This is a genomic window from Adlercreutzia muris, from assembly GCF_041223505.1.
GTDB classification, from domain to species: domain Bacteria; phylum Actinomycetota; class Coriobacteriia; order Coriobacteriales; family Eggerthellaceae; genus Adlercreutzia; species Adlercreutzia muris.
Map to the genome: position 1 here is coordinate 140404 of NZ_JBCLQK010000005.1, position 23195 is coordinate 163598.

Annotated in this window: 19 protein-coding genes; 17 read left to right on the top strand and 2 right to left on the bottom strand. The window is 67.8% G+C overall.

Annotated elements, in window-relative coordinates:
• Positions 1-423 precede the first annotated feature (423 nt).
• From AAK988_RS06470 to AAK988_RS06530, 13 genes are all read left to right on the top strand, one after another.
• On the top strand, positions 424-2088 hold the full coding sequence (locus tag AAK988_RS06470) for an ABC transporter substrate-binding protein (RefSeq protein ID WP_369873273.1): 1665 nt from the start codon (positions 424-426) through the stop codon (positions 2086-2088).
• 55 nt (positions 2089-2143) lie between these two features.
• Positions 2144-3172, top strand: coding sequence for an ABC transporter permease (locus AAK988_RS06475; protein ID WP_369873274.1), 1029 nt, complete (start codon positions 2144-2146; stop codon positions 3170-3172).
• Positions 3162-4076 (top strand): ABC transporter permease, encoded by a 915-nt coding sequence (locus tag AAK988_RS06480; protein WP_369873275.1) that lies wholly within the window; start codon positions 3162-3164, stop codon positions 4074-4076. Before AAK988_RS06475 ends, AAK988_RS06480 begins: the two co-directional genes overlap by 11 nt.
• A gap of 9 nt (positions 4077-4085) precedes the next feature.
• On the top strand, positions 4086-5177 hold the full coding sequence (locus AAK988_RS06485; protein ID WP_369873276.1) for an ATP-binding cassette domain-containing protein: 1092 nt from the start codon (positions 4086-4088) through the stop codon (positions 5175-5177).
• The gene (locus AAK988_RS06490; RefSeq protein ID WP_151432036.1) at positions 5171-5773 is read left to right on the top strand and encodes an ABC transporter ATP-binding protein; all 603 of its coding nucleotides are present in this window, start codon (positions 5171-5173) and stop codon (positions 5771-5773) included. Before AAK988_RS06485 ends, AAK988_RS06490 begins: the two co-directional genes overlap by 7 nt.
• Before the next feature lie 190 nt (positions 5774-5963).
• On the top strand, positions 5964-6209 hold the full coding sequence (gene rpsP, locus AAK988_RS06495) for a 30S ribosomal protein S16 (protein WP_135971415.1): 246 nt from the start codon (positions 5964-5966) through the stop codon (positions 6207-6209).
• 3 nt (positions 6210-6212) lie between these two features.
• Complete coding sequence (locus tag AAK988_RS06500) at positions 6213-6467, top strand: KH domain-containing protein (RefSeq protein ID WP_135971416.1); 255 nt, start codon at positions 6213-6215, stop codon at positions 6465-6467.
• The gene (locus tag AAK988_RS06505) at positions 6468-6992 is read left to right on the top strand and encodes a ribosome maturation factor RimM (protein ID WP_369873277.1); all 525 of its coding nucleotides are present in this window, start codon (positions 6468-6470) and stop codon (positions 6990-6992) included.
• Positions 6993-7031: 39 nt separating this feature from the next.
• Positions 7032-7943 (top strand): tRNA (guanosine(37)-N1)-methyltransferase TrmD, encoded by a 912-nt coding sequence (gene trmD / locus AAK988_RS06510; RefSeq protein ID WP_369873278.1) that lies wholly within the window; start codon positions 7032-7034, stop codon positions 7941-7943.
• Between the two features lie 127 nt (positions 7944-8070).
• Positions 8071-8661: a signal peptidase I gene (gene lepB / locus AAK988_RS06515; protein ID WP_160325389.1), complete on the top strand. Its 591-nt coding sequence runs from the start codon at positions 8071-8073 to the stop codon at positions 8659-8661.
• Between the two features lie 103 nt (positions 8662-8764).
• Positions 8765-9877, top strand: a complete 1113-nt coding sequence (locus AAK988_RS06520; protein ID WP_369873280.1) for a glycine--tRNA ligase subunit alpha — start codon at positions 8765-8767, stop codon at positions 9875-9877.
• Position 9878: 1 nt separating this feature from the next.
• A complete protein-coding gene (glyS, locus tag AAK988_RS06525; protein WP_369880525.1) occupies positions 9879-11960 on the top strand; it encodes a glycine--tRNA ligase subunit beta in 2082 nt (693 codons plus the stop codon).
• A 206-nt stretch (positions 11961-12166) separates the two neighbouring features.
• Positions 12167-13063: a pyruvate, water dikinase regulatory protein gene (locus AAK988_RS06530; protein WP_151432025.1), complete on the top strand. Its 897-nt coding sequence runs from the start codon at positions 12167-12169 to the stop codon at positions 13061-13063.
• 973 nt (positions 13064-14036) lie between these two features.
• Here AAK988_RS06530 and AAK988_RS06535 read toward each other — a convergent pair.
• Positions 14037-15071, bottom strand: a complete 1035-nt coding sequence (locus tag AAK988_RS06535) for a putative endonuclease domain-containing protein (protein ID WP_369873282.1) — start codon at positions 15069-15071, stop codon at positions 14037-14039.
• Positions 15072-16383: 1312 nt separating this feature from the next.
• Between AAK988_RS06535 and ppdK the strand changes: the two genes are divergently transcribed.
• On the top strand, positions 16384-19101 hold the full coding sequence (gene ppdK / locus AAK988_RS06540; protein ID WP_242369166.1) for a pyruvate, phosphate dikinase: 2718 nt from the start codon (positions 16384-16386) through the stop codon (positions 19099-19101).
• Positions 19102-19315: 214 nt separating this feature from the next.
• Here the strand turns inward: ppdK and AAK988_RS06545 are convergent, their stop codons facing one another.
• Positions 19316-19486 (bottom strand): hypothetical protein, encoded by a 171-nt coding sequence (locus AAK988_RS06545; protein WP_369873283.1) that lies wholly within the window; start codon positions 19484-19486, stop codon positions 19316-19318.
• A 156-nt stretch (positions 19487-19642) separates the two neighbouring features.
• On the opposite strand from AAK988_RS06545, the gene mtnA reads away from it, so the two are divergent.
• From mtnA to AAK988_RS06560, 3 genes are all read left to right on the top strand, one after another.
• On the top strand, positions 19643-20785 hold the full coding sequence (gene mtnA, locus AAK988_RS06550) for an S-methyl-5-thioribose-1-phosphate isomerase (protein WP_369873284.1): 1143 nt from the start codon (positions 19643-19645) through the stop codon (positions 20783-20785).
• 128 nt (positions 20786-20913) lie between these two features.
• Complete coding sequence (locus AAK988_RS06555) at positions 20914-21675, top strand: ParA family protein (protein ID WP_160325370.1); 762 nt, start codon at positions 20914-20916, stop codon at positions 21673-21675.
• Entirely contained in the window at positions 21668-22339 is a 672-nt protein-coding gene (locus AAK988_RS06560; protein WP_160325369.1) for a hypothetical protein, read from the top strand. The genes AAK988_RS06555 and AAK988_RS06560 overlap by 8 nt, the downstream gene beginning before the upstream one ends.
• The last annotated feature ends 856 nt before the right edge of the window (positions 22340-23195 follow it).

The window sequence follows — 23195 nt, forward strand, 5'->3', positions numbered from 1 at the left end:
CGCGCGCCCGGCAGATCTCTATCAGTCGTCCGCCCGCGGCCTGGCCGCGCCGGTGGCAACACCCCCCGGGCCTTCTGGAGAGGCAGGGGCGAAGGGCCATCCGGCGCGGCCGGCCAGCAGCCCGTCAGGGCCGCCCCCATCGTAGCCTCCTCGCAATGGAAGATAAAGAGAGCCGCCCTTGCGGGGCGGCTCTAACTGTAATGGGGCGAGGGGGCGAAGGGGCAGGCCAGAGGGCGAAGGACGAAGAGGGGCAAGAGGCAGGGGGCGATGGGGGCAGGTGGAAAAGGGGTTGCTCCCGCGTGCGGTGGCATTCACCTTTCGCATGGGCCATTAGGCATACGAATTTGGTTTTCGTAACACTGACGGAGCATCTGTGGTATTGTTACGTGTTGAGAGAACGTAACACGATGAGAGGAGCGGGGGATGGCCCTGACGAGACGAGACTTCATGCGGGCTGCGGCGCTGGCCGGCGCAGCGAGTGCGGGGCTGCTGGCGGGCTGTGCCGGCGGCGGGGAAGGCACCGCGACGGGCGCCGGAGCTTCGGCGGCCGGAGGCGCTGGCGCCGGCCCGAACGGCGAATCTCAGGTGATCGTGACTATGACGCCCTCCTCGGAGCCGGCGGCCGGGTTCGATCCGCTCATGGGCTGGGGCGCCGGCGAGCATGTGCACGAGCCCCTCATCCAGTCCACCCTTATCGCCACCGACGACGATCTTTCCTTCGTGAACGATCTGGCCGTGGCCTACAACTGCTCTGAGGATGGTCTCACCTGGACTTTCACCATTCGCGACGACGCGGTCTTCACCGACGGGGTGCCGCTTACGGCCGAGGACGTGGCCTTCACCATCAACGGCATCGCCCAGGGGGCGGCGGCTGAGGCCGACCTGTCCATGGTGGCCGAGGCTCGGGCTCTCGATGCGGTGACCTGCGAGATCGCCATGAAGCGGCCCAACAACGCGCTTCTGTACACTCTGGCCGTGGTGGGCATCGTGCCGGCCCATGCCTACGGGTCCGACTACGGCGCGAACCCCATCGGCAGCGGCCGCTATATGCTCGAGCAGTGGGACCGCGGCCAGCAGGTCATTCTGCGGGCCAATCCCGACTACTACGGCGAGAAGCCGCTCATGGACCGTGTGGTAGTGCTGTTCATGGAGGAGGACGCCTCCCTGGCCGCGGCAAGCTCGGGCCTGGCGGACGTGGCCTATACCTCCGCCTCCCTGGCCGGGGCGGTGCCGGCGGGCTACACCTTGCTCGACTGCGCGTCGGTGGATTCCCGGGGCATCTCGCTGCCGTGCAATCCGGCCGGCACCGACGTGGTGGTGGATGGCGACATGGTTTATGTGGGCGGCAACGACGTGACGAGCGACATTGCCGTGCGCCGGGCGCTCAACTACGGCATCGACCGCGAGGTCATGATCGAGCGGGTGCTCGCCGGCTTCGGGCGGCCGGCCTACTCCGTGGCCGACGGCATGCCCTGGTCGAGCGCGGCCATGCGCGTGGAAACCGACGGGGCGGCTGCCGAGCGCTTGCTGGACGAGGCCCGTTGGCAGCGGGGTGACGACGGCATGCGCTCCCGCGACGGGGTGCCCTGCGCCTTCGACCTGTACTACGCGGCCGGCGATTCCACCCGCCAGGCCCTGGCCTACGACTTCGCCGACCAGTGCGCGGCCCTCGGCATCGCCGTGACTCCCAAGGGGGCCAGCTGGGACGACATCTACCTACGCCAGTACGCCGACCCGGTGCTGTGGGGCTGGGGCTCCAACGCCCCAGTGGAGCTCTTCGAGCTGACCCATTCCGCCGGCTGGGGCAACTACGCCCAGTACGGCGACGCCACGGTGGACGCCCATCTGGAAGCGGCCCAGGCGGCCCGCACCGTGGAGGAATCCTTTCCCCTCTACCAGGCGGCCCAGTGGGACGATGCCACCCAGACCGGCGTGGCGCCGGAGGGGGCGGCCACCTGGGTATGGCTTGCCAACGTAGACCACCTCTACTTCGAGCGGGAGGGCCTGGCCGTGGCCGCGCAGAAGCCCCACCCCCACGGCCATGGGTGGAGCCTGGTCAACAACGTCGATCGCTGGTCGTGGAAGTAGGGGGCGATGGGCCCCGCCGACCTGCCCCGGCGCACGGAAGGGCGCTATAACTATTATGTCATATAATGTCATCAGATTCATCGGAGGCCAGATCGGGCGGTTCGCGCTGCTCATGGGGGCCGTGGCCGTGGTCACCTTCGCCCTGGTGAGCCTCTCGCCGATCGATCCCGTCCAGGCCAACGTGGGCCAGGCGGCCCTGCTCGGCATGAGCGAGGAGAAGCGGGCGGCCCTGGCGGCCTATTGGGGCTCCGATGCGCCCGTGACCGAGCGGTTCCTCGCCTGGGCCGGCGCCCTGCTGCAGGGGGACATGGGCACGTCGCTGCGCTACAACGCCCCCGTAGCCGAGGTCATCGCCTCCCGGGCCGCCAACTCCCTGGCCCTCATGGGGGTGGCCTGGGTCGTCTCCGGCGCGCTCGGCTTCGCCCTGGGCGTGGCGGCGGCCCTGAACGAGGGGCGCCCGGTGGATCGGGCCGTGCGGGCCTACTGCTTCGTGCTGGCCGCCTCTCCCACGTTCTGGGTGGGCCTTTTGCTGCTCATGGTGTTCTCGGTGTGGCTCGGCTGGTTCCCCCTGGGCTTCTCGGTGCCCGCAGGCATGGCCGCCTCCGAGGTCACCTTCGCCGACGCCCTGCACCATATGGCCCTGCCGGCCATCACCTTGTCGGTGGTGGGGGTGGCCAACGTGGCCCTGCACACCCGGGCCAAGGCCATCGAGGTCATGGGCAGCGACTTCGCGCGCTTCGCCCGGGCCCGGGGGGAGAGCCGCGGCCGGGTCATGGTGCGCCACGGCCTGCGCAACCTCGCCCTGCCGGCCATCACCCTCCAGTGCACCCAGGTGGCCGAGATCTTCGGCGGCTCGGTGCTCGTGGAAGAGGTGTTCAGCTACCCCGGCCTCGGCCAGGCCGCCGTCACGGCCGGTCTCGGCGGGGACGTGGCCCTGCTGGCCGCCATCGCGCTCGTGTCGGCGGCCCTCGTGTTCGCGGGGAATCTGGCCGCGAACCTCGTCTACGGCCTCGTGGATCCTCGCATGCGGCCGGTGCGGGCCGATGTCCGGGGCTCGGAGAAAGGGGAGGGCCATGACCGATGACGCTGCCGCCCTGCGCGGCGCCGCTGCTCCCAACGGTGCGCCCGAGGCCGCCGCGGCCCCGGTGCTGTCGGCTCCCCGCGTCCGGCGCCTGCCGAACCGCCGCCGGGCCGCCGGGCTCGCTCTGGGGGCCGCCGTGGCCCTGGCCCTGGTGGTGATCGCCGGGGCGCTGCTCGGCCCGGCCGCCCAGGCCACCGATTTCGCCGCCAAGAACCTCGCGCCCTCCTGGGCCCACCCCTTCGGCACCGACTGGATGGGCCGCGACATGTTCCTGCGCACGCTCGCGGGCCTGTCCACGAGCATCCTCGTGGGGCTCGGCGCGGCCGTGGCCTCCTCCCTCATCGCCCTGGCCCTGGCATCCGCGGCGGCCCTCGGCCCCCGCTGGGCCGACGGCGCGGTGAGCTGGCTGACCGATCTCATGATGGGCATTCCCCATATCGTGCTGCTCATCCTCATCTCCTACGGGCTGGACAAGGGCTTCTGGGGCGTCACCATCGGCGTGGCGCTGACCCATTGGCCGAGCCTCGCCCGCGTCCTGCGGGCCGAGATCCTCCAGTGCCGCGCCTCCGGCTTCGTGGCCGTGGCCGCCCGTCTCGGCGCGGGTCCGGTCTCCATCGCCCTGCGGCACATGGCGCCCTACGTGCTGCCCCAGTTCGCCGTGGGGCTCGTGCTCCTGTTCCCCCACGCCATCCTCCACGAGGCCGCCATCACCTTCCTCGGCTTCGGCCTGCCCCCGGAGATGCCCGCCATCGGCATCATCCTCTCCGAGGCCATGGGCTATCTTTCGGCGGGGATGTGGTGGCTCGCGGTGTTTCCCGGCGCGGCCCTGGTGGCCTGCGTCTTGTTGTTCGATAGCGTGGGCGCGGGCCTGCGCCGGCTCGTCGATCCGGCGAGCGCCCAGGAATAGGGGAAGGCTATGGAATCTCACGAGACCCTCGATCACGGCACCCAGGCGGTGCACCACCACCATTCCCACGGAGCCGCCTCCCGCCACGCCCACGGCCACCACCTGCTCACGGTAGAGGACCTCACCGTGGCCTTCCGCATGTACGACGAGGGGGCCGGGGAAGCAGGGGAGGAAAAGAGGGGCGAGAAGCCGGGGAGGGGGCGGAGGGCGTCAAGGCCGCGGAAGGGGCCGAGGGGGCGGGGGCAGACCCGGCGCCGTCCCTCGGCGTGGCGCCGCTACCTGGAGGCGCCCCAGCGGGAGGTGGAGGTGATCCACTCCCTGAGCCTGTCGGTCCACGAGGGGGAGATCCTGGCCGTCGTGGGGGCCTCGGGCTCGGGCAAGACCCTGCTGGCCGACGCCGTCCTCGGGCTGTTCGAGCCCAACGCCCTCGTGCGCGGCCGCATCTGGTTCGACGGCGAGCCCATGGACGCGGCCTCCCTGGCCGCCGCGCGGGGCTCCCGCATCGCGCTCGTGCCCCAGTCCGTGGCGAGCCTGGACCCCCTCATGCGGGTGGGCCGCCAGGTGGAGGGGGCGCCCCGGGGCCGCGGGGCCGCCCGCCGGGCCGACAAGCGCCGCCGGGCCGCGCGGCGCCGCGAGCTCTTCGCCCGCTACGGCTTGGACGAGGCGGTGGCGCGCCTGTTCCCCCACGAGCTGTCGGGGGGCATGGCCCGCCGCGTGCTGCTGTGCTGCGCCCTCATGGAGGACCCGAGGCTCATCGTGGCCGACGAGCCCACCCCGGGCCTCGATCTCGATCTGGCCGTGCGCGCCCTGGACGACCTGCGGGCCTTCGCCGACGGGGGCGGGGGCGTGCTGCTCATCACCCACGACATCGAGCTGGCCCTCACCGTGGCCGACCGCGTGGCGGTGTTCCGCGACGGCACCGTGGTGGAGGAGACCGCCGTGGAGAGCTTCGCCGGGCCCGACACCCTGGCGCACCCCTTCAGCCGCCAGCTCTGGCACGCCCTGCCCGAGCACGACTTCGCCCCGCCCCCTTCCGTTCCGGTTCCCGGTGATGACCGCGGGGAAGAGGAAGTGGCCGCGGAAGGGGGCGCCCCATGCTAGAGGCCCGCGCCATCGCCTTCGGCTACGGGGGCGGCCCGCTGCTCTACGAGGGGTTCTCCCTGGCCGTGGCCCCGGGCGAGCGGGTGCAGCTGGCGGCCCCCTCCGGGGCGGGCAAGACCACCCTGGCCCGCATCTTGGCCGGCTACGAGCGGCCCCGCGCGGGCACGGTGCTCGTGGACGGGGCGCCCCTGCCGCGGCGCGGACGCTGCCCGGTGCAGCTCGTGGGCCAGCATCCCGAGCTGACCGTGGACCCGCGCCAGACCATGGCTGCCGTCCTGGCCGAGGCCGGGGCCGCGCCCGAGGAAGTGGAGCGCTTGCGCGCCCTGCTGGGCATCCGGGACCGGTGGCTGACCCGCTATCCCCGGGAGCTCTCCGGCGGCGAGCTGCAGCGCTTCTGCATCGCTCGGGCCCTGGCCGCGTCCCCGCGCTACCTCATCGCCGACGAGGTGTCCACCATGCTCGACGCCGTGACCCAGGCCCAGATCTGGTCGGTGCTGCTGGCCGAGGCCCGAGCCCGTGACCTGGGGCTCGTGTTCGTGTCCCATTCCCCGGCCCTGGCCGCCCGCATCGCCACCCGGGTGGTGCCCCTGGCCTGAGGGAGGGGCGGGCCCGTGCTGGCCCCAGGCCGTTTCGCGCCCCGGGGGTTTGCCGTCCGTGGATAGTTCATGGACGGGCGCTTGTCAAACGGAGCGCGAAGCCGTAATATAAGCAATTGCTGTTTTCGCCGCACTGTGCGAGCAGTGCTTGCGTATAGAGAAATATCAGTTGTAGAAGGAGTTCCATTTCATGGCAGTCAAGATTCGCCTCGCTCGCCACGGCGCCAAGAAGCGCCCGTACTACCGCATCGTCGTCGCCGATTCCCGCGCTCCGCGCGACGGCCGCTTCATCGAGGAGGTGGGCCGCTACAACCCCTGCTGCCATCCGCACCTCATCAAGTTCGACATGGAGAAGCTGGACCAGTGGCTGGCCAACGGCGCCCAGCCCACCGATACCGTGGAGCGTCTCATCAAGGTCGCCCGCGAGAACGCCTAAGCCATGGCTGATCTGACTGAGGATCTCGCCGGTCTCGTCGACGCCATCGTGCGCCCCCTCGTGGAGGAGGCCGATGCGCTGGAGGTCGTCGCCACCGAGGCCGATGACGGCGGCATCGTCGTGGAGATTCGCGTCGCCGAGGGCGATGCCGGCAAGGTCATCGGCCGTCAGGGCCGCGTCATCAAGGCCATCCGCACGCTGGCCCGCGCCGCTGCCTCGCGCACGGGCAAGCTCGTCGAGGTGGAGCTCATCGATTAAATGCGCGGTTGGATCGATGTCGCCTATCTGGCGAAGCCAAAGAATTTGAACGGAGGGCTCGTCGCACGGGGTGCGTCGGGCCTTCCCGCTTTGCTGCACGAGGGCCTGGAGGCGGCCTTCGTGCCGCCGGTCATCGACGCGCCCCGCCGCGCCCGGGTGCGCGATGTGCAGGCGCTGTCGGAGGCCGAGGCCCTCGTGTTCTTCGAGGGCGTGGAGGACCTCACCGTGGCGGAGATGCTCGCCGGGCGGCGCGTCCTCGTGCGCGAGGAAGCGGTGGATCTGGCAGTGCTGGAAGAGGCCGAGGCCCTGCCCGACTGGTCCGGCTGGTCTGTGGAGGACGTCCGGGCTGGCTATGTGGGGGAGGTGGCCTCCTTCGACGAGCGCGCTACCCAGCCCCTGCTCGCCGTGGCCCGTCCCGACGGCCGCGAGACCCTGGTGCCCCTCGTGGACGCCTTCATCGCCGCGGTGGACGAAGAGCGCCGCCTCATTCGCCTCACCTGCCCCGACGGCCTGCTCGACCTCTAGGGCGCCCGGTCGCTCACTTCCAACGGCAAAGGACCGCCCATGCTCATTGAGACCCTCTCCACCTTCCCCCATATGTACGACTCGGTCATGGGGGAGTCCATGATGAAGCGCGCCCAGGAGAAGGGCCTACTGGAATTTCGCGCCCACGACCTGCGTCATTGGACCCACGATCGCCACCGTACCACCGATGATGATCCCTACGGCGGCGGCGCCGGCCTCGTCATGAAGTGCGAGCCCATCTTCGAAGCGGTGGAAGAGATCCTCGGGAAAGAAATCGTCGAAGTGAAACTGGCCTCTGCTGAGGTTGAGCCCGGCGAAGATACGGGGTGCCCTGACCGAGCGAGTTCCGCAGCGACTGAAACAGTCCAGTGGACTGTTTCACCAAGCGAGGACTGTCTGAGCGAATCAGGGTACTCCGTAGCTTCGCCCCCGGCGATCCCGACCGAGGGGAGCCGCGCGCCCAAGATCGTCTTCCTCGCGCCCCAGGGGCGCACCTTCGACGACGCCTATGCCTCCGAGCTGGCCGCCGAGGGGCATCTGCTGTTCATCTGCGGCCACTACGAGGGCATCGACGAGCGCGTCTACACCTTGGCCGATTCCGTGATCTCCCTGGGCGATTACGTGCTCACCTCCGGCGAGCTGGCATCCATGGTGGTCATCGACGCCGTGGTGCGCAAGATCCCGGGGGTGCTGGGGGCGCAGGCGGGCCCCATCGACGAGTCCTTCACGAGCGGGCTTCTGGAGTACCCCCAGTACACGCGTCCCGCGAGTTTCCGCGGCATGGAGGTGCCCTCCGTGCTGCTGTCGGGCAACCACGCTGCCGTGGCCCGTTGGCGCCGCGAGCAGAGCCTCGCTCGCACGGCCGGCGCCCGTCCCGACCTGCTGGAGCGCTTCGCGACGGCCGACGCCCTCACCGAGGCCGACCGCGCCTTCCTCGATTCCCTGGCCTAGCGGGGCCGCGCCCTTCCGCTGACCAGAAATTTCTGTTGTCTCGCGAACCCGGAGGGCGAAGGGCGGCCGAAGGGGTATCATGACCTTTCATGGTATGTTCACACCGCAGAGAAGGGGCTGCCCACCGATGTACGAAAGCGATCACGCCGCCTATCAGCAGCGCCCGCGCCAGTCGGCCGGCATCCTGCGCACCCTGCTCAGCGTCATCGGCCTGGTGGCCATGGTGCTCGTGCTGTCCTGGGGTCTGCGCACCTTCGTCTTCCAGGCCTACGAGATTCCCTCGGGGTCCATGGAGGAGACCATCAAGCCCGGCGACATGGTGTTCTCCGAGAAGATCACCTACTACAGCAGCGATCCGGCCCCCGGCGACATCGTCACCTTCGAGGATCCCGACCCCGATCACGCGGGCCGCATCCTCATCAAGCGGGTCATCGCCGTGGGCGGCCAGGTGGTCGATTTGCGCGACGGCCGGGTCTACGTGGACGACGTGCTCCAAGACGAGCCCTACACCCGCGGCGAGCCGTCCTTCCCCCTCACGTCCCTGCCCGGCACCACGGTGGACTACCCCTATACTGTGCCGGCGGACTCCCTCTGGGTGATGGGGGACAACCGCACCAATTCCCAGGATTCCCGCTATTTCGGGGCCATCGCCGAGCGATCGGTCACCGGCAAGGCGATATTCATCTACTGGCCGCTGACCGACGTGGGCGTGCTCTAGGGCCCGAGGGCTGAGCGAGAGCCGCCGCGCTCGGCGCGGTGGAGGCGCCGCCCTCTGGCGTCGCGCGGGAGATATTGTAGGAACCGACCGAAGAAGGAGAGCCATGGAAATGGATGCCGCAAGCATCGTGGAGGAGACGTTGCCCCCCACCTTCCAGGACGTCATCATGAACCTGCAGCGCTACTGGGCCGGCACCGGCTGCGTGGTCCTGCAGCCCTACGACAACGAGGTGGGCGCCGGCACCAACGCCCCGGCCACCACCTTGCGCTCGCTCGGCCCCGATACCTGGCGCACCTGCTACGTGCAGGGCTGCCGCCGTCCCACCGACGGCCGCTACGGCGAGAACCCCAACCGCGGGCAGTTCTACTACCAGTTCCAGGTGCTCATCAAGCCCTCGCCGGAGAATATCCAGGATCTGTACCTGGGAAGCCTCAAGGCCATCGGCATCGATGTCGCGGCCCACGACGTGCGCTTCGTGGAAGACGACTGGGAGAGCCCCACGCTGGGCGCCTGGGGCCTGGGCTGGGAGATCTGGATCGACGGCATGGAGGTGACCCAGTTCACCTACTTCCAGCAGGTGGGCGGCTTCGAGTGCGACCCGGTGCCCGTGGAGATCGCCTACGGCCTGGAACGGCTCACCATGTTCGTCCAGGGCGTGGACAACATGTTCGACATCGTGTGGGCCCGCGGCGACGACGGCGTGGTGTTCACCTACGGCGACGTGTACCTGGAAAACGAGCGCGAGTACTCGAAGTACAACTTCGAGGTGGCCGACACCGATTTTCTGTTCCAGGAGTTCGCCGACCGTGAGGTGGAGTGCCTGCGCACCCTGAAGGCCGACCTTCCGCTGCCGGCCTACGACTCGGTGCTGAAGTGCTGCCACGCCTTCAACCTGCTGGACGCCCGCGGCGTCATCTCGGCCACCGAGCGCATGGCCTACATCCTGCGCGTGCGCACCTTGGCCAAGGCCTGCTGCGCCTCCTACATGAAGAACGTGGTGGGCATGGACGTGGACACCGCCGATTTGGATGCCCTGCTGGCCGAGGTGCCCGACCCGCTCGCGAAGCCTGTCGCGGAAACGGGGGCGAACCTGGTGCCGATGCACCCGGAAGAGGCCTCCGGCTGTCCTGGCGCCGCGGCTGCGGCCGAGCATACCGAGCGCGCCTTCGAGTTTGTGACCATCGCCGACGACGCTTCGGCCGAGAAGGAGGCCTAAGATGACGAGTACCGCGACCCTCGCCTTCGAGATCGGCACCGAGGAGATTCCCGCCTTCGACTTGAAGCGCGCCACCGAGCAGCTGACCGAGCTGGTGCCGGCCTCTCTGGATGCCGTGCGCATTCCCCATGGGGACGTGGCCATCTACACGAGCCCGCGCCGGCTTATCGCCATCGTGGATGCCGTGGCCGACCAGACCGAGGCCCTGGAAGAGGTATTCCGCGGCCCGGCCGCCAAGATCGCCTTCGACGAGGCCGGCGCCCCCACCAAGGCCGCCATCGGATTTGCCCGCGGCAAGGGGCTCGACGTGGACGCCCTGGAGCGCCGCGACGAGAACGGCACCGAGTACGTGTACGCCGTGCGCAGCGTGGCCGCCCAGCCCGTGGCGGCGCTTTTGCCCGAGGTGCTGCGCGGCATCATCGACGGCATCAGCTGGCCGAAGTCCTGCCGCTGGGGCACCACCCGCGAGATGTTCTCGCGGCCGGTGCGCTGGCTGGTGGCCCTCCTCGGCGACGAGGTGATCCCCGTCCAGTACGCCGGACTTGTGGCGGGCAACACCACCCGTGGCCACCGCTTCCTGGCCCCCGGCCCCCATACGGTGCCCTGCGCCGACGAGCTGGTGTCCGTGGTGGAGGGTGCCTACGTGGTGCCCACCCAGGCGGCCCGCGAGGCTCGCATCCGCGCCGGCGTGGCGGCGGCCGAGGCGGCCACCGGATATGTCGCCGAGCTGCCGGCCAAGACCCTGACCGAGGTCATCAACCTGTCCGAGTACCCCACGGTGATGGTGGGCACCTTCGACGAGGAGTTCCTCAAGGTGCCCGAGGAGATCATCGTGGACGCCATGCTCATGCACCAGCGCTACTTCCCGCTGTACGACGGCGGCAAGCTGACGAACAAGTTCATCATCGTCTCCAACGGCGATCCGGAGCGCGAGGCCACCATCGTGGACGGCAACGAGCGCGTGGTGGCGGCCCGCCTCTACGACGCGAAGTTCTTCTACGAGGAGGACCTGAAGCAGCCCCTGGACGCCTACGTGGAGCGCCTGGACGAAGTGGTGTTCCAGGAGGCCCTGGGCACCATGCGTGACAAGACCGAGCGCGTGGTGAAGCTGTCGGCGCGCCTGACGGCGGCGGCCGGCATCGCCCGCGAGGAGATGCACGACATCGCTCGGGCCGCCTACCTGGCCAAGGCCGACCTGGTCACGGCCGCTGTCATCGAGTTCACGAGCGTCCAGGGCGTCATGGGCAGCTATTACGCCACGGCCGCCGGCGAGCCTGAGCGCGTGGCCCGCGCCATCGCCGAGCACTACCGCCCCCGCTTCTCCGGCGACGCCATCCCCACCGACGTGGTGGGCCAGGTGGTGGCCCTGGCCGACAAGCTGGACACCATCTGCGGCCTGTTCGCCGTGGGCGCCTCGCCCACGGGCTCGTCGGACCCCTTCGCCCTGCGCCGCGCCGCCCTGGGCGTGCTGGCCATTTTGGAGACGGGCCTGCCCATCGATCTGGTGGAGGCCATCGACGCCGCCCTCATCATCTACCGCGAGGCGGGGCTTCAGTTCGACAACGCCGCGGTGCGTCGGGAGATCATTGACTTCTTCATCACCCGCGAGAAGGTGGCCCTGCGCGACGCGGGCGTGAAGGCCGACACCATCGACGCGGTGCTGGCCTGCGGTATCGAGGAGCCCATGGTGCTGGCCGCCCGGGCCCGCGCCTTGGAGGCCGCCCGCACCGAGCAGCCGGAAGTGTTCGCCGATTTGGCCACGGCCTTCGCCCGCGCCAACAATCTGCGCGATGTCAAGCTGGGCACCGGCTACAAGAAGGCCGAGCTGTCCGAGGTTGAGTGTGCGCTGTCCGAGGCGGTCGTCGCCGCCGAGGAGGCCGTGGCCGCCGCCCTGCGCGAGGACCGCTTCGCCGACGCGCTCGTGGCCCTGGCCGCCCTGCGAGCCCCGGTGGACCGCTTCTTCGAGACCACCATGGTCATGGACGACGACCCGGAGGTGCGGGCCAACCGCCTGAAGCTGCTGAACCGCTTCGCCAACGCCTTCGCCCACGTCGCCGACTTCGGCGCCATGGCCAAGAAGTAGCCTTCGACAACCGTAGCCCTGCTTTCTTGGTAAAGGAGGGAAGGGGTCGGGGGGATTGCCCGCGCGCAGATTCCGCAGACTCGTGAAAAGAGGTGTACAATTTCCCCACCTCTTTTCACGAAGGCGAGGACTGACCGAGCACGGGCGGTCCTCCCGACCTGTTTTCGGCCAAGTCTTGGCGTTTTGCAAGAGAAAAGGCGGTTGCCATGCACAACTGTACTCCTGACGAGCGGGCGGCCCGCGTGCCCACCATCCATGTGGTCTCCGATTCCATCGGCGAGACCGCCCAGGTGGTGGCTCGGGCCGCCGCAGCCCAGTTCGGCGTCACGAACCCGCGCCTGGAAGTGTTCTCGAAGGTGAAGAGCTACCAGGAGGTGCACGACTACCTGACCGAGCACGTGCGCTACCATCGGCAGGAGCTCGGCGACGACCGCATCCTTGTCTTCTACACCCTCGTGGATGCCGAAATTCGCCGCGAGCTGGCCGCCTTCGTGGGGCGCCACCCCAACATTTTGGCCGTGGACGTCATGACGAGCGCCGTGGACGCCATCGCCGAGATGAGCGGCATGGAGCCTGTGGGGGCGCCCGGGGCCCTGCGCGTGGTGGATCACAACTACTTCCGGCGCATCGCCGCCATCGAGTTCACCATCGCCCACGACGACGGCCAGAACCCCGAGGATCTCACCAAGGCCGACATCGTGCTTCTGGGCGTGTCGCGCTCCTCGAAGACGCCTCTGTCCATCTATCTGTCACAGCAGGGCTACAAGGTGGCCAACGTGCCCCTGGATCCCTCCACCGAGCCGCCTTCCCAGATCTTCGATGTGGACCGCACGCGACTGTTCGGGCTCATGATCAGCCCCGACGTGCTCATCGGTATCCGCCAGAAGCGCATCAAGAAGGCGGCGGGGAAGATGCAGCTCATCACCAAGGACTATGCCGACCCGGAGTACGTCTACCGCGACCTGGATGCCTCCCGGGCTCTCATGCGGCGCCTCGGCTGCATCGTCATCCACACCGAGGGCCGCGCCGTGGAGGAGACCGCCCAAGAGATTTTGCGCTACTACGAGCGCAGTCACCCGCCCGGCGAGGGAACCCTCGCGTAACCGCGCCCGGGAAAGTGCCGCGAAGGAGCCGGGGCCCGCGGCGCGGCTGCGGGGAGGGGGGTGCGGCTCGCGGCACGGTCGGGGTTGGGGTGCGTTGGCGGTCGAGGGGCCGGCCTGCGGCGGTGCTGCCGCCCGGGGCGCGGCTGCGGGGAGGGGTGCGGCTCGCGGCACGGTCGGGGTCGGGGTGCGCTGGCGGTCGAGAGGCCAGCCTGCGGCGGTGCTGCCGCCCGGGGCGCGGCTGCGGGGAGGGGTGCGGCTCGCGGCGCGGTCGGGGGAGCGGCCGAGAAACACGATGTGCCCGGATACCTCGCATTTTTTTCGGTGCTATAGAGGCTCGGAAGTTTTTTATTCGGGGAATGCGGCCGAGAGGCACGATGTGCTCGAGCACATCGTGCTTTTGCGACGCGCTAGCGGCTCTGCGATCTCTCCTGGCAGTTATTTGCGGCTGAAAACTACGGTTGGCCCGTGCATACCGCAAAAAACAGGCAGCTTCTCCCTCCATCCTCTGCAATTGGCGCAAAGAGCTGTCCGAAAATGCCGAATCGCCCGATCATATCGGCATTTTCGGACATCTTCCCTGGAGCTGTCGCGAAAAAGGAGCGATACCCGGGTGCCGCCCGGGTATCGCTCCGCCGCTGGGTCGCCGCCTCGGCCACTGCTCCGCCGCCGGGTCGCCGCCTCGGCTGCCGCTCCGCCGCCGGGTCGCCGCCTCGGCTGCCGCTCCGCTGCCGAGTCGTCGCCCTGATCATTGCCCTGCTTCCCCTCCTCGTCGTTTGATGTCGCGCTTCGCGGCGATCCCTCATCGCTTCCGACCACACCTCGGTGCAGCCTCTCCGTCGTTTACGGCCGTGCTCTGGTGCGGCCCCATCGTCCGCGGCCGCACCCCGGCGTGCCCCCTCGCGCCCGCCATCGCCCTGCCGTCCCTCGTTCGCCCCGCTATCGCCACGACACTTCCTCGCCGCCATGCTGCCCCTTAATACTCGCGATCGGGTCTCGGCGCGGTGCTCTTGCCGGGCTTTCCGGCATCCCGGCTGTTCTCATATTGATCGGGGGTCTTGAAGAGCGTTCGCAGCGACCAGTCCAGGGCGAAAAGGGATCGATGGCTTTTAGGGAAGCGCTTGCTTCGGATGCGCATGGGCCGCTTGGCGCAGCGGCTCACCTCGCGGGCCACATTGGCCATGTGCCGGCTGCTGCCGAGCTGCAGAGAGGTGACTGTGATTACCCGGTAGCCCTCGGCCTCCAGCGCGAGCCGTTTTGTGGCGTCGAGCATGGCTTGGTGGCTGGTGAGGTGTACGGAATCGGCATCGTATTCGACATCGAGCCGGCAGCCGGGCCAGTAGAGATCGGGAACGAGCGAGGAGCGCCCTGCCAGGTTTTGCCCGCGCTTGCCCAAGGGAATCGCATGGTTGACGAGAGCCCCCTCGCAGCCGAATCCGCCGAGGCGGTGGGGGAGGCAGAGGGCCATGCGCAGAAATACCTCGGGAGGCGAGGCGGCCAGCTCGGTCATGTGGGGTAGGCAGCGGCGCAGGGCCTTCAGCCCCTTGATTCCGGGATGAAGGCGGGCGAATCGGGCTATGGTCGCAACGTCCGTCAGAGGTGCGCGCTCGCGCAGGCCCGTGGCACAGATGGGATCGATGGCGAATGACCCGCAGAGCAGACCGCCGTACAAGATGAGTTCCTGATCGGTGGACTCTCGTGCGAGCTGGGCGAGGCAGAGCTCGCACGATGGCACGTAAATGCCGCTGTGGATTTTGAGCAGGGAGCCCGCGGGCAGCGGGGCCCGCGCGCTGTGTAATGCCGCCGCCGTGCCGAGCGCGCGCTCCCATCGAGGGGCGAGGAGGTGCAGCGGGTCGGGAAGCTGCGGATAGCGACGGCGAACGTAGCGGAGGGCCTGCGCGGTGGGCTGGCAGCCGTCGAGGGCCTCCTGCGCCACCGCGCGGTCGCGATCGATGGAGGGCAGGGTCATTAAAACCGAGAGAGCGGTTTTGCCGTAGAGCGCTAAACGCATAGGGAATCCTCTCCGCGATCCAGCCGAGGGTCATGCCGAGCCGGTCCAATGGTGGTGCAGGGACTATAGGGGGAAAGGCTGCCGCATTTCAAGACCCTGCGGAACCGTCCCCAAACCGCCGGTGCGTCGCGTCGGTGTCGCCATGCTGTCTTCACGAACATCTGAACAGGCTTTTCTTCGGTTTCAGGGGGTTCCTCTGCACTGTCGGGCCGGACATCCGCCAGTAAGAAAAGACATCCGTCGGTAAAATCAAAAGGGAAGGCCACCGGGGCGTCATGGGCTGGGGCGGCGGGCTATGACCTCACGGCGGAGGGCTGCCGACGCGGCACAAAGTGACGATTTGCACGGGAGCATCGTGAAAAAGCGCCGTACTTTGCGTCTGAAGCGGGATACGAATATCCCTTGCTGCCGGTAATTGCCGGCCTGCACGGGCGCATCGGTGATTTCGGGCGAAAAAGTTGGGGAGAAGGGCGTCTGTGGGTCGTTGTCTGCCGCAAATTGGCGAACGAACCGTTCACATCGTGGAAAAACGGCGAGTATCCGCTTGATGTCCCGGCAACGGGCTCCATCGGCTGTGGGGGGGGGACTGGCTGCTCGGGGGATGTCTCCCGCCATGGGGGTGGGCGCTGGCACCGCAGCCTTCGGGGGCGCTGGCGCCGCAGCCTTCGGGGGCGGGAGCGTGCCGTAGCCCTCGGGGGCGGGGGCGTGCCGTAGCCCTCGGGGGCGGGGGCGTGCCGCGGTCGGGTGTCGCGGCGGGCCGCCATGCCCTCCTGCCGCGCCCGACCGCCGCCCCGCTCGCCGGGATCGCAGTGCTGCCGCGCCCGACGTCGCGGATCGCAGCTGCTGCCGCGCCCGACCGCCGCTCCGCTCGCCGGGATCGCAGCTGCTGCCGCGTCCGACGCCGCGGATCGCAGCTGCTGCCGCGTCCGACGCCGCGGATCGTCCGACGCCGCGGATCGTCCGTTTCGCTGACCGCCACGCTCATTGGAGCCACGGCCGCCGCCTCCGGATGCCGCGCTCGCCATGGCTGCTGCGGGAGCGGGGGATCGCCGCTGGGGAGATTTTGCGGTACTGCGGCAGCTGGATGGGGCTTGGCGATACCCGGAGCCGTGAAATGGCCTATAATCAGGGCAGTTCATTTATGAGCGCGTCAGGGTCGGTGCGGCAAGCGCCCCGGCACCCGGGCGGCTCGCGGCGCCATGGGGCGGCAGCCTGTGGCGTTGCGCCGTTTCGCGGGTGCTGCGAGGCCTGTCACCGGTTCGGGCGGAAAGGTAAGCCGCACGCACGCGTGCACAGCTTAAGGAGAAGTAAGGTGACAGAAGCAGTGAAGCGCGTCTACGCCTTCGGCAAGGACGCCAACGGGAACAACGTGACCGAGGGCAACACCGACATGAAGTGGGTGCTCGGCGGCAAGGGCGCCAACCTCGCCGAAATGGCCAACATCGGCCTGCCGGTGCCTCCGGGATTCACCATCACCTGCCAGACCTGCATGGAGTACGCCAACGCCGGCAACGTGTGGCCCGAAGGCGCCCTCGACACCATCGCCGAGTACCGCGCCGACCTCGAGGAGCGCATGGGCAAGCGTCTCGGCGACGCCGAGGACCCGCTGCTCGTCTCCGTCCGCTCCGGCGCCCCCTTCTCCATGCCGGGCATGATGGACACCGTGCTGAACCTGGGTCTGAACGACGCCTCCATCCAGGGCCTCATCAAGCAGACCGAGAACCCGCGCTTCGCCTGGGACTCCTACCGCCGCTTCATCCAGATGTTCTCCAACGTGGTCATGGGCCTGGACGGCGACCTGTTCGAGAACGCCATCGTGGCCATGAAGAACGACCGCGGTGCCGCCTCCGACACCGACCTGACCGCCGATGACCTGCAGGAACTCGTGGGCGAGTTCAAGACCATCTTCGCCGACAACGTCGATGGCGAGGCCTACCCGACGCTGGTGGTCGACGGCGCCGTGCAGTTCCCGCAGGATCCCATGGTGCAGCTGCAGCTGGCCATCGAGGCCGTGTTCGGCTCCTGGAACAACCCCCGCGCGGTGCTCTATCGCGCCACCAACAAGATCGCCGACGATTTGGGCACGGCCGTGAACGTGCAGTCCATGGTGTTCGGCAACAAGGGCAACACCAGCGCCACCGGCGTGGCCTTCACCCGCAATCCCGCCAACGGCGCCAAGGAGTTCTACGGCGACTACCTGGTGAACGCCCAGGGCGAGGACGTGGTGGCCGGCATCCGCAACACGAGCCCCATCGCCGAGCTGAAGGAAGTGGAGGGCCTGGAAGAGGCCGGCGCCCAGCTGGAGGAGATCTTCGGCGTGCTGGAGAACCACTTCCGCGATATGTGCGACATCGAGTTCACCATCGAGCAGGGCAAGCTCTGGATGCTCCAGACCCGCGCCGGCAAGCGCACCGCCGCGGCGGCCCTCGGCATCGCCATCGCCATGGAGCGCGAGGGCCTCATCTCCAAGGAGGAGGCCGTCATGCGCGTGGCCCCCGACCAGCTCGACCAGCTGCTGCACCCGCAGTTCGACAAGGACGCCACCTACGACGTGGTGGCCCGCGGCCTGAACGCGTCCCCGGGCGCCGCGGTGGGCGAGGCCGTCTTCTCCGCCGCCGACGCCGTGGCCGCCACCGAGGCCGGCCGCAAGTGCGTGCTCGTGCGCTGGGAGACCAACCCCGACGATTTGGCCGGCATGATCGCCGCCGAGGGCATCCTCACCTCCCATGGCGGGAAGACCTCCCACGCGGCCGTTATCGCCCGCGGCATGGGCGCGCCGTGCGTCTGCGGCGTGGAGGCCCTGAAGATCGACGCGGCCAAGAAGGAGGCGGCCATCGCCGGCACCGACATCGTCATCCGCGAGGGCGACATGATCTCCATCGACGGCACCACCGGTATCGTGGTGCTGGGCGCGGTGGATCTGGTGCTGCCCGAGCTGACCGGCGATTTGGACACCATTCTGGAGTGGGCCGACGAGTTCCGCACCCTGGGCGTGCGCGCCAACGCCGACAATCCCGAGGACGCCGAGCTGTCCCGCGGCTTCGGTGCTGAGGGCATCGGTTTGTGCCGTACCGAGCACATGTTCCTGGGCGACCGCAAGCAGATCATCCAGACCTTCATCCTGAACGACGACGAGCTCATCCGCGAGAAGGCCGTGGCTGATCTCTACGAGGCCCAGGTGGGCGACTTCTACGGCATGTTCAAGGCCATGGACGGCCTGCCGGTCATCGTGCGCCTGCTGGACCCGCCGCTGCACGAGTTCCTGGAGAGCCCGCGCGAGCTGGACGTGGAGATCGCCAAGCTGGAGGTGTCCGGCGCCTCGGCCGACGTCATCGCCGAGAAGCGCGCGCTTTTGGAGAAGATCGACGGCTTTGCCGAGCAGAACCCCATGCTGGGCATGCGCGGCTGCCGTCTGGGCATCGTGTACCCCATCCTGCCCGTGATGCAGGTGCGCGCCATCGCCACCGCCTGCGCCCGTCTGCAGAAGGAAGGCTTCGCGCCGAAGCCGGAGATCATGATCCCGCTCGTGTCGGTGCTGCCCGAGCTGGCGAAGCTGCGCGGTGTGGCCGAGGCCACTATCGCCGAGGTCGCCGAGGCCGAGGGCGTGGAGCTGTCCATCCCCGTGGGCACCATGATCGAGCTGCCGCGCGCAGCCGTCACCGCCAACGAGATCGCCACCGAGGCCGACTTCTTCTCCTTCGGCACCAACGACCTCACCCAGACCACCTTCGGCTTCAGCCGCGACGACGTGGAGGGCGAGTTCGTGCCGCAGTACCTGGCCGAGCACCTGCTGCCCTACAACCCGTTCGCCACCATCGATCCCGGTGTGGCGAAGCTCGTGGAGATGGGCGTCGAGCTGGGCCACGAGGGCAACCCGGACATCGTGTGCGGCGTCTGCGGCGAGCACGGCGGCGATCCGGAGTCCATCCACACGTTCAACCGTATCGGCCTGGACTACGTGAGCTGCTCTCCCTACCGCGTGCCGGTGGCCCGCCTGGCCGCCGCTCAGGCTGCCATCCAGCAGCGCTAGGGCGCTTTCGCCGGTTGCGGCGCGCCGGCGTTCGCGCCCGTATTCGCAACGGTAGCGTGCAACTACGCATCGCCCAAGGCGCGGGAAGGCTTCGGCCCTCCCGCGCCTTTCTTTCAGGGAGGGGTCTTGACGGCATCGGTCGGCGATGCGGCCCTTTCGCTCTTGCGCAGGGCGGGGGAACTTGCTAGAATGGGCGCCAACGGAGGCCCGGCCGTTAGCGGGCAGTGCCGTTGGGTTTGTGAGCCTCGAGTGCGCTATCACTCGAGGCTTCTTTATCAAACCCCTGCCGTTTCTGCTCGGTGCTCTGGGTATAGAGTTTCACCGCTGCCGTTGCCAACCCCGTGAGAGCGGTCAGCAGCTGCAAGATAAACATGGTAAGCTCCATAGGCCATCACCTCCTGCCTTGTTGGACGAGCCAATAGATTCAGAAGGCACTGCCAGCACGTTTCGGGACTTACACCGTTGGCAGATACAAACTAGCGTATTACAAATTACCATTAAAGGCTTGACAGCCAAAAAGTTGAAAAAGAAAGAGCCGGCGATGACGTTGCATCTCGATAACCTGCCCCGGACCATCTACGTCGAGCGGGAGGAGGGAAAGCCGCGAGTCGTGATGATCGACCAGCGGGCCCTGCCCGGCGAGCTTACGTGGATTCGCACGGCGGACTGGCGTGTCGTGGTGGATGCGGTGAAGACCCTCGCTGTGCGCGGCGCCCCGGCCATAGGCGTGGCGGGAGCGGCCGCGGTCATGCTCGCGGCCTTCGAGCTCGCCGGTTCGCGCGTCGGCCCGGGCCGACGCGCGGAGGATTTCTGCTCCTTTGGGGGAACCTCCTTCTTGGCCGCAGCGGATGGCTGGGGTTTCCGGGGGGCTCTGGAGGCTGTGGCCTCTGAGGTAGCCGAGGCCCGTCCCACGGCGGTGAACCTGTCCTGGGCCGTGCGCAGGGCCCTTCAGACGGCTTTTGGAGCCCTGGATGGGGGACAGGCGGCCCAAGAGGTGTCCGAGGCTCTGTACGGGCTCGTAGAAGGCCTCATCGTTGAGGATGAGGCCGCCAACCGGCGCATCGGAGCCGCGGGCGCGGCCCTGTTGCGCGACCGGGCCCGGGCTCTGGGACGGCCGCTGCGCATCCTTACCCACTGCAACGCCGGCAGCCTCGCCACGGCCTTCTACGGCACGGCCCTCGGCGTGGTGTACGCCGCGGCTGCCGAGGGGCTCGTGGAGCGCGTCTGGGCTGACGAGACGCGGCCCGTGGGCCAGGGGGCCCGCCTGACGGTGTGGGAGCTGGCTCGGGCCGGGGTTCCCGCGACGCTTCTTTGCGACAACATGGCCGCGAGCCTCATGGCCGCCGGCCGCATCGACGCCGTGGTGGTGGGGGCCGACCGCATCGCGGCCAACGGGGATGTGGCGAACAAGATCGGCACCCTTGGTGTGGCGGTTCTGGCCCATCACTTCGCGGTGCCCTTCTTCGTGGCCGCGCCGGTCAGCACCGTGGATGTTGCCACGGCCGACGGTGCCGCTATTCCCATTGAGGAGCGCGACGGATCCGAGGTGTGCCCGCATCCGCCCGAGGGCGTGGCCCTCTACAACCCGGCCTTCGATGTGACCCCGGCCTCGCTCATCGCCGCCATCGTGACGGAGGAGGGGGCCTTCGCGCCGAGCGCGCTGGCATCGGCGCTTGTTATGTAAATCGAAATCCCCAGGTCATTACACCCTATATTCCTAACAACATTATATGTTATAGTATGCTTCATCAACCATGGGAGCACTGGGCCCTCTCGCGGTGCCCGGGAAGGGAAGCAGGGAAGGATAGCGGGATGATTACATTGGCTGCGGCCTCGCAGAAGGGCGGCGTGGCGAAGACCACGACCAACTTGGCCATCGGGGCGAAGCTGACTCAGGACGGCGCCCGGGTGCTCTACGTCGACCTGGATCCGCAGATGAACCTCTCGACGACGCTCAAGGCCGCCTGCGCCGGCGTGCCCTCCTCCCTCGAGGTGCTCACGGGGGAGGCCACTATCGCCGAAGCGGCCCAGGTCATCGACGGCTACGCCGTGGTGCCTGCCAGCCGCCTGAACGGCAAGGCCGACGACCTCATGCCGAGCGTCGGGAAGGACTACCGGCTCCGCAAGGCCCTGGCCGCCGTGGCCGGCGACTACGACTACGCCATCCTGGATACGCCCCCGGCTCTGGGCACCCTCACGGTGAACGCCCTCACAGCGGCAAGCTGGGTCGTCATTCCGGCCCAGGCCGATGCCTACTCCCTCGACGGCGTGACCGATCTGGCGGCCACCATCGAGGCCATCCGCGAGTACACCAACCCCGATCTGAAGATCGCCGGCATCCTGCTCACGCGCTACAATCCGCGCACCTCCATCTCGCGGGTCATCCACGAGGACGCGGAGGCCATGGCCGCCGAGCTGGACACCAAGGTGTTCAGGGCCTGGATTCGCGAGGCCACGGTCATCAAGGAGGCCCAGGCGGTCAAGCAGTCGCTGTTCGACTACGCGCCCTCGGCCAAGGTGGCCTACGATTACCGATTCTTCATCGACGAGCTCATGGGAGAAGTCAATGGCTAAGAAGGACTTGCGCGCCCAGATGGACGCCGCCCGGGCCGCGGCCGCCTTCATCGGCGCCGCCCAGGAGGCCGATCAGGCTCGGGAAGCCCAAGAGGCCCCCGCGCCGGCCTCGTCCGCCGCAGTGTCCGTGGAGGCGAGCCCCTCGGTGGCCTACGAGGTGGTCTCGCTGGCAGAAGAGGCCCCCCGTGCGGCCGGCTCGCCGGGGGAGGCGCCCCCGGCTGTTTCGGAGAGGACGCTTTCGGGGCAGGCTTCGTCCTCGTCGTCCCGGGCCGATGGTGGGGTCGCGATCGTGGCCCTGGATGCCTCCGATCAGTTCGGGGGCGTCGCCGCCCTGGCAGATGTCGCCCCAGCGGCGGGAGCGGGACGCCGAGGGTCGTCGAAGAGCGCCGAGAAGCCCAAGACCCCCCGAACCCGCAAGCCGCGCAAGAAGGCCCCCGAGCCCGTGGAAGAGCCCGCGGACTCGTCGGCGCGCATGACCGCCCAGGTGCTCGTCCCCATGACCGCCGAACAGCGGGAGCACGCTGACTTGCTTGCCCAGGTGATGAAGATCACCCGCGCTGAGGTGATGCGCCAGGCCCTCGACGAGTATTGGGACAACCACAAGGCCGAGCTCCAGGCTGCCGTGATGGCCTATGAGCAGCTTATCCGCAAGCTCATGAAGTGATCCCAGGCCCGCGAAGTGCGGGCGGCGCCCCCAGCCAGCGCCGCTGCTCGTGGCTTCAGGAGCCGCGATGGCCCCTCTGGAGCCGAGCAACAACCAAGCGCCCCTTGGGGCGCTTTTCTTATGCTCTGATGCTGGGGCGAGGGATGACGGGGATCGTATGAGGAGGGGATGGGGGAAGGCGACAGATGGGATTCAACGGAAGGGATGGCAATGGTGTTTTGGAGGGAACGTGGAGCCGATTCCTTTTTAGGCGAATTCGAGAAAATTTTTTCTCGGGGAATACAAGCCTCAGTCCCTAATGACATTATGTCATATAATGATTATCAAACTATGTCATGATGGGATAAAAGAATTTTGGAACAGTCAAATAGTATAATCACATAAGCATGTAGTGATTTAATTACAATTTGGAAAAAGAGCAGTTTACCTGGTGCGTTGCAAATATTTGATACAACAAATCATCAATATATAATGTAACTATAAAGTAATATAGACATTATATAACTATGATGCATAAGAAACTTTGAGGAGAATTGACGAGATTTTGTGGATTTCGAAGGGGCAAAATGGGGGGGGGGGCGCTCATTTTGTGCATCGAAAATAACGACCGATCAATAGTAAAAGCCCAGTATAACGGTGGAAATCGAAGATATTTTGGCTTTACTTTGTTGCCGATTTGTAGATAATAATCCATAGATGCAAACACTCTTTGGCACTCCTGCGCCCAAAACGCGGAGCGAGTGTTTGCAAGAGAGAGAAAATATGCCAATTCATCAGGGAATTTGGCATCGAGATAACCGCCAGGCGAGCAAGGGAAAGGCTCACCGGGGCGAAGCGGAGAGAGGACGAGCGAAAT

Coding starts and splice junctions, on each gene's coding strand:
- AAK988_RS06530 (WP_151432025.1), top strand. CDS start 12,167: ATGCACAACTGTACTCCTGACGAGCGGGCGGCCCGCGTGCCCACCATC.
- mtnA (WP_369873284.1), top strand. CDS start 19,643: ATGACGTTGCATCTCGATAACCTGCCCCGGACCATCTACGTCGAGCGG.
- AAK988_RS06560 (WP_160325369.1), top strand. CDS start 21,668: ATGGCTAAGAAGGACTTGCGCGCCCAGATGGACGCCGCCCGGGCCGCG.
- AAK988_RS06545 (WP_369873283.1), bottom strand. CDS start 19,486: ATGGAGCTTACCATGTTTATCTTGCAGCTGCTGACCGCTCTCACGGGG.
- AAK988_RS06480 (WP_369873275.1), top strand. CDS start 3,162: ATGACCGATGACGCTGCCGCCCTGCGCGGCGCCGCTGCTCCCAACGGT.
- trmD (WP_369873278.1), top strand. CDS start 7,032: ATGCTCATTGAGACCCTCTCCACCTTCCCCCATATGTACGACTCGGTC.
- AAK988_RS06485 (WP_369873276.1), top strand. CDS start 4,086: ATGGAATCTCACGAGACCCTCGATCACGGCACCCAGGCGGTGCACCAC.
- AAK988_RS06470 (WP_369873273.1), top strand. CDS start 424: ATGGCCCTGACGAGACGAGACTTCATGCGGGCTGCGGCGCTGGCCGGC.
- lepB (WP_160325389.1), top strand. CDS start 8,071: ATGTACGAAAGCGATCACGCCGCCTATCAGCAGCGCCCGCGCCAGTCG.
- AAK988_RS06500 (WP_135971416.1), top strand. CDS start 6,213: ATGGCTGATCTGACTGAGGATCTCGCCGGTCTCGTCGACGCCATCGTG.
- AAK988_RS06475 (WP_369873274.1), top strand. CDS start 2,144: ATGTCATATAATGTCATCAGATTCATCGGAGGCCAGATCGGGCGGTTC.
- AAK988_RS06535 (WP_369873282.1), bottom strand. CDS start 15,071: ATGCGTTTAGCGCTCTACGGCAAAACCGCTCTCTCGGTTTTAATGACC.
- AAK988_RS06520 (WP_369873280.1), top strand. CDS start 8,765: ATGGAAATGGATGCCGCAAGCATCGTGGAGGAGACGTTGCCCCCCACC.
- AAK988_RS06490 (WP_151432036.1), top strand. CDS start 5,171: ATGCTAGAGGCCCGCGCCATCGCCTTCGGCTACGGGGGCGGCCCGCTG.
- AAK988_RS06555 (WP_160325370.1), top strand. CDS start 20,914: ATGATTACATTGGCTGCGGCCTCGCAGAAGGGCGGCGTGGCGAAGACC.
- rpsP (WP_135971415.1), top strand. CDS start 5,964: ATGGCAGTCAAGATTCGCCTCGCTCGCCACGGCGCCAAGAAGCGCCCG.
- glyS (WP_369880525.1), top strand. CDS start 9,879: ATGACGAGTACCGCGACCCTCGCCTTCGAGATCGGCACCGAGGAGATT.
- AAK988_RS06505 (WP_369873277.1), top strand. CDS start 6,468: ATGCGCGGTTGGATCGATGTCGCCTATCTGGCGAAGCCAAAGAATTTG.